The 9938-nt window shown below is 75.9% G+C and carries 10 protein-coding genes and 1 pseudogene; 9 read left to right on the top strand and 2 right to left on the bottom strand.

What is annotated here, in order from left to right; all coding sequences use genetic code 11:
- Positions 1–188 precede the first annotated feature (188 nt).
- Positions 189–1160, top strand: a complete 972-nt coding sequence (locus V6V16_RS24035) for a pirin family protein (RefSeq protein ID WP_334565495.1) — start codon at positions 189–191, stop codon at positions 1158–1160.
- Positions 1161–1662: 502 nt separating this feature from the next.
- Here V6V16_RS24035 and V6V16_RS24030 read toward each other — a convergent pair.
- Entirely contained in the window at positions 1663–1935 is a 273-nt protein-coding gene (locus V6V16_RS24030; protein ID WP_334565493.1) for a DUF2795 domain-containing protein, read from the bottom strand.
- A gap of 153 nt (positions 1936–2088) precedes the next feature.
- On the opposite strand from V6V16_RS24030, the gene V6V16_RS24025 reads away from it, so the two are divergent.
- On the top strand, positions 2089–2499 hold the full coding sequence (locus V6V16_RS24025) for a DUF2267 domain-containing protein (RefSeq protein ID WP_334565491.1): 411 nt from the start codon (positions 2089–2091) through the stop codon (positions 2497–2499).
- Positions 2500–2589: 90 nt separating this feature from the next.
- Here V6V16_RS24025 and V6V16_RS24020 read toward each other — a convergent pair whose 3' ends face one another.
- Positions 2590–3756, bottom strand: coding sequence for a CaiB/BaiF CoA transferase family protein (locus V6V16_RS24020; RefSeq protein WP_334565489.1), 1167 nt, complete (start codon positions 3754–3756; stop codon positions 2590–2592).
- A gap of 50 nt (positions 3757–3806) precedes the next feature.
- On the opposite strand from V6V16_RS24020, the pseudogene V6V16_RS24015 reads away from it, so the two are divergent.
- The 7 genes and pseudogenes from V6V16_RS24015 to V6V16_RS23985 form a co-directional block, all read left to right on the top strand.
- Positions 3807–4343, top strand: a pseudogene (locus tag V6V16_RS24015) (glycosyltransferase); the annotation flags it as partial.
- Positions 4329–5009, top strand: a complete 681-nt coding sequence (locus V6V16_RS24010) for a glycosyltransferase (protein WP_334565501.1) — start codon at positions 4329–4331, stop codon at positions 5007–5009. The pseudogene V6V16_RS24015 and the gene V6V16_RS24010, both read left to right, overlap by 15 nt.
- The gene (locus V6V16_RS24005; protein ID WP_334565487.1) at positions 5002–5988 is read left to right on the top strand and encodes a glycosyltransferase family 9 protein; all 987 of its coding nucleotides are present in this window, start codon (positions 5002–5004) and stop codon (positions 5986–5988) included. The genes V6V16_RS24010 and V6V16_RS24005 overlap by 8 nt, the downstream gene beginning before the upstream one ends.
- Positions 5989–6082: 94 nt before the next feature.
- The gene (locus V6V16_RS24000) at positions 6083–7297 is read left to right on the top strand and encodes a DUF418 domain-containing protein (protein WP_334565485.1); all 1215 of its coding nucleotides are present in this window, start codon (positions 6083–6085) and stop codon (positions 7295–7297) included.
- A 213-nt stretch (positions 7298–7510) separates the two neighbouring features.
- On the top strand, positions 7511–8527 hold the full coding sequence (locus tag V6V16_RS23995) for a TerC/Alx family metal homeostasis membrane protein (RefSeq protein ID WP_334565483.1): 1017 nt from the start codon (positions 7511–7513) through the stop codon (positions 8525–8527).
- Positions 8528–8606: 79 nt separating this feature from the next.
- A complete protein-coding gene (locus V6V16_RS23990; RefSeq protein ID WP_334565499.1) occupies positions 8607–9197 on the top strand; it encodes a sulfite oxidase-like oxidoreductase in 591 nt (196 codons plus the stop codon).
- Positions 9194–9928 carry a ferredoxin reductase gene (locus V6V16_RS23985; RefSeq protein WP_334565481.1) on the top strand — a complete coding sequence of 245 codons (735 nt, stop codon included), beginning with the start codon at positions 9194–9196 and terminating at the stop codon, positions 9926–9928. Before V6V16_RS23990 ends, V6V16_RS23985 begins: the two co-directional genes overlap by 4 nt.
- Positions 9929–9938 lie beyond the last annotated feature (10 nt).

Below are 9938 nucleotides of genomic sequence, written 5' to 3'. Positions count from 1 at the left end.
ACCACTACGCCCAGTGGGAGCAGCAGGCCGCCGACCTCGTCGCCCAGCACTGGAACAACTGACCAGATCAACTGAACGAACACGCTGGCCGGCACCCCCACACGGGGTGCCGGCCAGTCGCATCTTCGGGGCCGTCGGCGGCGGCCGTCCCGCCGGACCCGCGTCCTGCCCGGGCGTACAGTCGGGCGGTGGAGCGTACCGAGAGAATGCCCGCGCAGACCCGACCGCCCGGCGTGGCCACGGCCGATCCCGGCAGCGTCCTGCTGCCCGGCCACGACGTGCCGCTGGGGCGCTACACGACGGTCCGTCGGCTGCTCCCGCAGCGACAGCGGCGGATGGTCGGTGCCTGGTGCTTCGTGGACCACTTCGGCCCGGACGACGTGGCCGAGCGCCCCGGCATGGAGGTGCCGCCGCACCCGCACACCGGCCTGCAGACGGTGACCTGGCTCCTCGACGGGGAGATCATGCACCGGGACAGCCTGGGCAACGCGCAGCCGATCCGCCCCGGTCAGCTCAACGTGATGACCTCGGGGCACGGCATCGCGCACTCCGAGCGTTCACCCGAGCGGCATCCGCCGCTGATGCACGGCGTGCAGCTCTGGGTGGCCCTGCCCGACCCGGCCCGCGCCGGTGACGCCCACTTCGCCCACCACGCCGACCTGCCGCGCTGGCGCGACGGCGAACTGGACGTCACCCTGCTGGTCGGCGAGCTGGCGGGAGCCCGGTCCCCGGCCGTGACGTACACCCCGCTGCTCGGCGCGCAGCTGGAGCTGGGCGGGCCCGCGCCGGCCACGCTGCCGCTGCGCCCCGACTTCGAGTACGGGCTGCTGGCCATGTCGGGAGCCGCCGAGGTCGACGGGGTGCCGTTCGCCCCGGGGTCGCTGCTCTACCTCGGCAGCGGCCGGGAGCGCCTCGCCGTGACGGGCGAGCCGGGCAGCCGCCTGCTGCTGCTCGGCGGGGCCCCGTTCGAGGAGCCGCTGGTGATGTGGTGGAACTTCGTCGGCCGCTCGCACGAGGAGGTGGCCGCCGCCAGGGAGGACTGGATGGCGGGGCGGCGCTTCGGCACCGTCGCCGACGACGACGCCCCGCCGTTGCCGGCCCCGGCACTGCCGACCACCCGGCTCAAGGCCCGCGACCGCAGCGGCGGCGTACGGGCCTGAGCGGGCCGGACGGCCGAGCCACGAGGGGTACGGTCCCAGGGCCGGCCCGAGGTGGCAGAGCACGGGCGGTTGTCAGCACCCGCCAGGCCGGTCGCGGCGCCGGCGCCCCGGGGACGATCCGGCGCGGTGTACGCGGAGCTTAGGGGTTGACGCCGAGAGTGTGCTCGCCCACACTCTCGCCGTAATCACCCGAACGGATGATGTTGCGTCGTATGATGGTCGAGGCAGCGATGCCCGCCCGGTTCGGGCGTGCATCGACCGCCCGGTGGTCGGGGCCCGGTTCGGGCCCGACCGGCCACCGGACAGGTTCTGCGTGGCGCCCCGGTCGCGGTTCGCGGCAGGGGCGCCCGCCTGTCCGGCCCTCACGCCGCCAGCCATCGGCGGGCGGCGGCGCGCCCGGGTCCCCGGCACACCGCCGATCGGCTTCCCACCGCGTACATCGAGCGACGCGCGCGTCCGAGCCCCGCGCCCGCGGCGTGCCGACGACCAGTGACAGCCCGGTTCAGATGCCGCGCAGGTGCTGCGACACCCGCTGGTGCTGCTTGTCCCGGGCCTGGGCCGCCCGCTGCGACGCGTCGATCTCGGGCGCCGCCTCGATGCCGGCCGAGCGGGCCACCTCGGTGCCGTTGGCGTAGTCGACGGGAGGCAGCGCCCGCAGCGCGCGCAGCACGTCGGGCGGGGCTCCCTCGCGTTCGGCCTCGCGTACCACGTCGTCCTTCTCGGCCGGGTAGTCCAGGCTCGACAGGTACTGCAGCACGTCGGCGTAGCTGGCCATGGTGTGGGCTCCTCCGGGCGTAGATCCGGTCACGACCGGCCGCGGTTACCCGTCCGGCGGGCCGTCACGCGCCCACCCGGCGCGGAGATCCGCCCCGTTTCCCGCCCGGGCCAGCGGGTACGCGCAGGCCCCGACGCAGCCCAGGGGGTACGGATGAACTACGACACCTTCGTCGACCAGGTCGCCCGGCGCACCAGCGCCTCCTCCGAGCAGGCGGTGGCGCTGACCCGCGCGACGCTGGAGACCCTCGCCGAGCGGCTGACCGGCGGGGAGGCGCTGGACCTCGCCGCGCAGCTGCCCAAGCCGTTGCAGCTCGTGCTGAACCCGAGCCCGGGTACGGAGTGGGCGGAGCGGTTCGGGGCGGCCGAGTTCGTCGCGCGCGTCGCGCTGCGGGCCGGGGTGGCGGAGCCCGCCGCCCGGGACGCCGCGCGGGCGGTCTTCGTCACCCTGCGCGAGGCGGTCAGCGGCGGCGAGTTCGACGACGTGGTGGTCCAGCTGCCGCGCGACTACCGGGACATGGTCGAGCCCGCGATGGCGCCGGGCGTCCCTCTGCGCCGCTCCTGACGGCCCCGGCGTCCGACCGCCCGACGGCGCCGGCCCTTGCCCGCCCGTCCCGGGTGACGACGTGCGGGGACCGGGCGGCCGGCGGCGGGGTCAGGCCACGGCGCCCGTGGCGCGCAGGCCGGCGATGCGGGCCGGGTCGAAGCCGGCCTCGGCCAGCAGCTCGTCGGTGTGCTCGCCGGGCCGGGGCGGCGGGCGGCGCAGCGCCGTCGGGGTGCCGGAGAAGCGGGGCGCCGGGGCCGGCTGGGTGACCCCGTCCCGCTCCACGAAGGTGCCCCGGGCCGCCAGGTGCGGGTGCCCGGGCGCCTCCCGCCAGTCGAGCACCGGCGCGACGCAGGCGTCCGAGGAGCCGAGCAGCGCCGTCCACTCGTCCCGGGTCCGGGTCCGGAACAGTCGCGCCCACGCCCGGCGCAGCGCCGGCCAGTTCGCCGGGTCGGCGCGGTCTAGCGCCTCGTCCGGGTGCAGCGGGAAGCCGGTGAGCCGGACCAGTTCGGCGTAGAACGGGGGCTCCAACGCCCCGACGGCCACGTACCGGCCGTCCGCGCACTCGTAGGTGTCGTAGAAGGGGGCGCCGCCGTCGAGCAGGTTCACCCCGCGCGGGTCCTGCCACATGCCGAGTCGACGCAGCGCGTGGATCTGGGTGCTGAGCACCGCCACGCCGTCGACGATCGCCGCGTCGACCACCTGCCCACGCGCGCCGCCGCGCACCGCGTACAGGGCGGAGACCAGGCCGAGGGCGAGCATCATCCCGCCGCCGCCGAAGTCGCCGAGCAGGTTCATCGGCGGCACCGGGCGCTCGCCCGCCCGGCCGATGCCGTGCAGCGCGCCGGTGAGGGCCACGTAGCCGATGTCGTGCCCCGCGTACGGCGCCGCCGGGCCCTCCTGGCCCCAGCCGGTCATCCGCCCGTAGACCAGTCGGGGATTCACCGCGAGGCACTCCGCCGGGCCGACGCCGAGCCGCTCGGTCACCCCCGGGCGGAAGCCCTCGATCAGCGCGTCGGCGTCGGCGACCAGGGCCAGCACCACCTCCCGGCCGCCGGGGGACTTCAGGTCCACCGCGACCGAGCGGCGCCCCCGGTTGAGCAGGTCGGGGTGCGGGGTGCCGAAGGCGTCCGGGTCGACCTCCGTGGCCCGGTCCACCCGCACCACGTCCGCGCCCAGGTCGGCCAGCATCATCGCGGCGAACGGGCCGGGCCCGATGCCGGCCAGCTCGATCACCCGTACGCCGGCCAGCGGGCCGGCCGGGACGTCCTCGGTCATCGGCACACCATAGGCGTCGGGCGTTTGCGGCGTAAGGGGGCGGGAAACCCGCCCGCCGAGACGCGGGAGGTGGCGTGGCCGACGACCGGATCAGGGTGGCCGTCCTGCACGGTCCCGGTCGGCCGGACGCCGACGGCGTCAGCGACTACGTGACACGCCTGGTCGGGGCCCTGGCCGAGGTCGGCGTCGAGGCGACCCCCGTGCCGGTCCGCCCCGACGGGGAGCGCGGCGGCTGGCGGGCCGCCACCGTCCGGGCCGCGCGTCGGGTCCACGCGCTCGCCCCCGACGTGGTGCACGTGCAGTTCGCGCCGTCGGCGTACCGGTTCTCCGCGCAGCCCGGGCTGCTGCCGTGGCGGCTGCCCCGGCGGGTGCCGCTGGTCACCACCCTGCACGAGTACGGGTGGTGGGCCTGCCCGGGCTGGCTGCCGGGCCGACTCTGGTCGGCGCTGGAGCGCAGCCGCTGCTGGGACCGGGAGTCCGGCCGGCTGGTGCCGGCCAGCGCGGCGGTGATCGTCACGAATCCCGGCCACGCCGACGTGGTACGCGCGCGCACCGGCCGCGCCGCCACGCACATCCCGATCGCCCCGAACGTCGTCGACGCCGTCGGCGCGGCCACCGCCGGGGCGCGCCTGCGGGCGGGGCTGGGGGTGCCCGAGGGCGCCCCGCTGCTGGTCTTCTTCGGCTTCGTGCACCCGGTGAAGGGGCTGCGGTACCTCATCGAGGCGCTGCCCGAGCTGCGGCGCGTCCAGCCGGACCTGCGGCTGCTGGTGGTCGGCGGGTTCACCTCGCAGGCGCTGCCGCAGCGCGAGGCGCGGGCGTTCCGCGCCGAGCTGGTCGAGCTGACCCGCCGCTGCGGGGTGGCCGACGCGGTGACCTTCACCGGGCACCTGCCGGCCGACCGGGTCTCCGCCGCCCTGCACGCCGCCGACGTCGCGGTGCTGCCGTTCACCGCCGGGGTGAGCACCAAGAGCGGGGCTCTGCTCGCCGCGCTCGCGCACGGCGTGCCGACGGCGGTGACGGAGCCCGACGGCGGCGACGGCGAGCTGCGCGGCAGCGGGGCGGTGGCGGTGATCGGGGGCCGCCGCGACAGCGCCGCGATCGTGCGTACCGTCGGCAGGCTGCTGGCCGACCCGGTGCTGCGCCGCCGGCTCGCCGAGCGCGGGCGGGCGTTCGCCGCCGCGTACTCCTGGCCGAGGGTGGCCGCCGCCCACCGCGACCTCTACGCCCGCGCGTCGGGACGTGCCGATGCCTGAGCGGTACGCGGACATCCTGGTGGTGGACCTGCTGGGCGGGATCGGCGACCTGCTGATGCTGCTGCCGGCGGTGCACGGCCTGGCCCGCCGCAATCCCGGCGCGCGGCTGCGGGTGCTCACCCACGACCCGGGGGCGGAGCTGGTGCGCGCCGACCCGGCCGTCGCCGAGGTGCTCACCCCCCGGCACGGCCGGCCCGGCGCCGAGCGCGAGGCGGTCGTCGAGGCGCTCGCGGCCACCCGGCCGGACCTCGCGGTCAGCACCACCCGCTACGACGGCATCCCCGACCTCATCGAGGCGGCGGCCGGACGGGCCGTGACGAACCTCTGGCGCGACCCGCCGCCGCAGCAGCCGGTCGGCGACCGCTACCTGGAGATCCTCTGCGCCGAAGGGCTGCTCGGCGCGCGGGACCGGGCCGCCCGCCCCCGGGTGCACCTGAGCGACGAGGCCGCACGCGCGGGGGAGCGGGCCGTGGCCCGGCTGGTGGGCGAGCCCCTCGCGCCGCCGGTGGTGCTGGTCACCGACGCCGGGATGGCGGTCAAGCGTTGGCCGGAGCGCAACTGGCGGGGGCTGGCCGGCGAGCTGACCCGGCGCGGCCACCCGGTGCTCACCGTCGGCACGCCCGCCGGCGACCCGCTCGGGGTGCCGCTGCCCCGCGCCGGCCTGCCCGTCCTGGCCGGCCAGTTCGCCGCGGTCGGCCGCCGCGGCGGGGTGGTGGTCGGCCCGGACACCGGACCGGTCCGGCTCGCGGCCGCCGCCGGGAGCGCGACGGTGGCGCTCTTCGGCCCGACGGACGCCCGGCGGTACGGGATGGGCGGCGCCGACCTGCAGGGACTGCCCGGCTGCCCGCACCGCCTGCCCACCGCGATCACCGAGCAGCCCTGCTGGTGGCAGGCGCGCTGCCCGCTCGACGCGGCCGGCCCGGCGTGCATGGCCGACCTCGACGTGGACGGCGTACTCGCCGCCGTCACCGCCCGCTGAGCGCCCCGCGACGCCCGGCGTACATCGAAAGCAGGACGCGGATCTCGGCGGCCGGCAGGATGCCCGGCCGCGACGACGCTGCGACGGTGGAGGCGTGACGACGAACTCCGCGCCGACCAGGGCACCCGGTCGACCCGGCGGCGCGCACCGCCGCCTGCCCCTGCCGGACGTGCTGCGGGGGGTGGCGATCCTCGGCACCCTCGCCACGAACGTATGGATCTTCGCCACCCCGGGCGCCGAGGCGCGGTTCCTGACCGACACCACCGCGATCTCGGCGGTCTCCGTCGGCGCGGCCGAACCGGTCGCCGCCGTCGTCGAGGGCACGTTCCGCTTCCTCGCCAACGGCAAGTTCCTCGCGCTGCTGACCATCCTGTTCGGCGTGGGCCTCGCCATCCAGCACCGCTCGGCCGCTGACCGGGGCCGGTCCTGGCCCGGCGGGTACGGGTGGCGGGCCCTGCTGCTGTTCGTCGAGGGCACCCTGCACTTCGTCCTGGTCTTCGCCTTCGACGTGCTGATGGGATACGCGCTCGTCGCGCTGCTGGTGGCGTGGCTGCTGGCCCGTTCCGGGCGGGTCCAGCGGGTGGCCATGTACGCCGCCGGCGCCCTGCACGTGGCGCTGATGGCGCTGCTCACCCTGGCCCTGGCGGCCGCACCGCCGGGCACGCCCGCCGACCCGGCCGCCCCCGCCGCCGACGCCCGGGTGTTCACCGTGGGGAGCTGGGCCGACCAGGTCGGATTCCGCCTGGAGAACTGGCTCGCCCTGCGTGCCGAGCCGATCATCAGCTTCGGCCTGCTGGTCTTCCTGTTCCTGCTCGGTGTCCGGCTGTCGCGGGCGGGCGCGTTCGACCCGGACGCCCGGGGACGGGCCCTGCGGCGCCGGCTGCTCGTCGTCGGCCTGGGTGTCGGGTTGCCGCTCAACGCGGCCACCACCCTCGCCGGGCCGGAGTTCTTCCTGCTCGACCGGTACGTGTGCGCGCCGGTGCTGGCGCTGGGTTACCTGGGGCTGGTCGGGGTGCTGCTGGACCGGGTCCGTCGGCCGGGGCCGGTCACCGCGGGGCTGACCGCGGTGGGGCGTACGGCCCTGTCCTGCTACGTGGCGCAGAACGTGCTCTGCGTGCTGGTCTGCTACGGGTGGGGCCTCGGCCTGGCCGGGGCGTGGCGGGGCGCGTCCCCGTGGTGGGTGCTGGGGCTCTGGGCGTTCGTCGCACTGGTCCTGGCGCTCGCGGCGCGCTGGTGCCTGCGCCGGTACGGGCGGGGCCCGCTGGAGGCGCTCCAGAAGGCGGCCCTGCGCCGGCTGCCGGCCCGCTGAGCGCCCGGGCGGGCTGGTGACGGCCGGCGCGACGCGCTTCGGGCGGGTCCCGTTTGCCGAGCCCAGGGGCCTGACCTAACCTGGTCGCACGAGGGGAGTACTTCCCACGAGCCATCCCGGTCAGTACGGCGTGCCGGAGCACGCCTCGGGTGGCTGCCCACGAAACGTGGGTGAAGGAGACCTCGAACATGACAGGGTGTTCGAGGAGGCTCCATGTCCGAATTGCCATACCTTGCTGCAGAGATCCAGTCGGTCGGCACCCCCACGCTCTGGGGCGTCACGATCGCCGCCGTGCTGGGGCTGCTGGTGCTGGACTTCCTGGTCACGCGAAAGCCGCACGAGGTCTCGATGCGCGAGGCGCTGGGCTGGTCGGCGTTCTACGTCGCCCTGCCGCTGGCCTTCGGGGCCTGGCTCTGGTCGCGCTACGGTTCCCAGCAGGGCATCGAGTACCTCACCGGCTACCTGGTGGAGAAGTCCCTCTCCGTCGACAACCTGTTCGTGTTCATGCTGCTGCTGGCGGCGTTCGCGGTGCCCGCCGAGCTGGCGCAGCGGGCCCTGCTCTACGGCATCGCCGGCGCGCTGGTGCTGCGGGCGGTCTTCATCGCCGTCGGCGCGGCGGCCCTGCAGACGCTGGACTTCGCCTTCCTGCTCTTCGCCATCATCCTGATCGCCACGGCGGTGAAGCTGCTGCGCGACGCCCTCTCGGGGCACGAGCAGGAAGTCGACATCAGCAAGATGCGCTCGGTGCGGCTGCTGCGCAGGTTCATGCCGGTCACCGAGGAGTACCACGGCCCGAAGATGGCCGTCCGCCTCGACGGCCGTCGTACGCTCACCCCCTTCGCCCTCGTGGTGGTGGCGCTGCTCGCCACCGACGTGGTCTTCGCCGTCGACTCGGTGCCCGCCGTGTACGGCATCACCGAGGACCCGTACCTGGTCTTCGCCACCAACGCGTTCGCGCTGCTGGGGCTGCGGGCGCTCTACTTCGTGCTGCACGCCGCGCTCAGCCGGCTGGTCCACCTCAGCTACGGCCTGGCGATCATCCTGGCGTTCATCGGCGTCAAGCTGGGCCTGCACTGGGCGCACGGCATCTGGAAGGGCGTGCCGGAGATCCCGACGCTCGCCTCCCTGGGCGTCATCGTCGGCGTCCTGGTGATCGTCACCCTCACCAGCCTGCGGGCCACCCGCAAGACCGGCCAGGGGGAGCGGGAGGTCGTCGTCGAGCGGCACTGAGCGTCACCCGCCCCGGTACGTTCCACCCGACCGCGCCCCGGCGCCCCCGCCCCGGTGCTACGACTGACGGGTGGGAATCGTGTCACCGGGCTTCCAGGGCCGGCCCCGCTCGGCGGAGCCGGCCCTGCCGCCCGGGCAGTACCTGACGCAGGACTTCCCGGTGCTCTCCGCCGGCCCGACGCCACGGGTGCCGCCGGAGACCTGGGAGTTCGTCATCTCCACCGAGTCCGGCGCCGAGTTCCGCTGGAGCTGGGACGAGCTGATGGCGCTGCCCCAGGAGACCCCGACGGTGGACATCCACTGCGTCACCCGCTGGTCGAAGCGGGACACCGACTGGCAGGGGGTCTCCCTGGACACCCTGCTGGAGGGGATCGACACCGCCGCGCGGCACGCGCAGGCCCACTCGTACGGCGGCTACACCACGAACCTGCCGCTGGCGGACCTGCGCGGCGGGCGGGCCTGGATCGCGCACCGCTACGACGGCGGGCCGCTGCCGGCCGAGCACGGCGGACCGGCCCGGCTGCTCGTGCCGCACCTGTACTTCTGGAAGTCCGCCAAGTGGGTACGCGGCATCCGGCTCACCGCCGAGGACCTTCCCGGCTTCTGGGAGACCGCCGGCTACCACGACTACGGTGACCCGTGGCGCGAGCAGCGGTACCAGGGCGATTGAGCGCGCCGGCGAGCTGGCGGGTGGCCCGGCTGCGCGAGCGTCGGGTGGAGTCCCCGACCGCGCACACCCTGCTGCTGGAGGTGCCCGGCTGGCCGGGGCACCTGCCCGGGCAGCACGTCGACGTGCGGCTCACCGCCCCCGACGGCTACCAGGCGGCGCGCTCGTACTCGCTGGCCGCCCCGGCCGACGGCGACCGGGTCGCGCTGACCGTGCAGCGGGTGCCCGACGGCGAGGTGTCGCCGTACCTGGTCGACGTCTACGCCGAGGACGACCCGGTCGAGGTACGCGGCCCGGTCGGCGGCTGGTTCGTCTGGCGGCCGGAGCAGACCTCGCCGGTGCTGCTGGTCGCCGGCGGGTCGGGGATCGTACCGCTGATGGCGATGGTGCGCGCCCGCCGCGCCGCCGGCAGCCGGGTGCCGTTCCGGCTGATCTACGCGGTGCGCACCCCGGCCGACGTGTTCTACGCCGACGAGCTGCGCCGCCGGGTCCGCGACGACCTGGGCCTGGACGTGGCGTACGTGTACACCCGCGAGGCGCCGGCGGGCTGGCGGGGCGAGCCGCACCGGATCGGGCTGGCGGACGTCAACAGCCACGGCTGGCCGCCGGAGCTGGAGCCGCTCTGCTACGTCTGCGGGCCGACCGGCTTCGTGGAGACCGCCGCGGACCTGCTCGTCGGGCTGGGCCACCAGAGCCGGCGGGTGAGGACCGAACGCTTCGGCCCGACCGGCTGAACGTCGAGGA

It is taken from the genome of Micromonospora sp. CPCC 205561 (assembly GCF_036906775.1).
GTDB lineage: Bacteria > Actinomycetota > Actinomycetes > Mycobacteriales > Micromonosporaceae > Micromonospora.
This window is presented reverse-complemented; position numbering and strand designations above follow the sequence as displayed.

Coding starts and splice junctions, on each gene's coding strand:
- V6V16_RS24030 (WP_334565493.1), bottom strand. CDS start 1,935: ATGGCCAGCTACGCCGACGTGCTGCAGTACCTGTCGAGCCTGGACTAC.
- V6V16_RS24025 (WP_334565491.1), top strand. CDS start 2,089: ATGAACTACGACACCTTCGTCGACCAGGTCGCCCGGCGCACCAGCGCC.
- V6V16_RS24020 (WP_334565489.1), bottom strand. CDS start 3,756: ATGACCGAGGACGTCCCGGCCGGCCCGCTGGCCGGCGTACGGGTGATC.
- V6V16_RS24005 (WP_334565487.1), top strand. CDS start 5,002: ATGCCTGAGCGGTACGCGGACATCCTGGTGGTGGACCTGCTGGGCGGG.
- V6V16_RS23995 (WP_334565483.1), top strand. CDS start 7,511: ATGTCCGAATTGCCATACCTTGCTGCAGAGATCCAGTCGGTCGGCACC.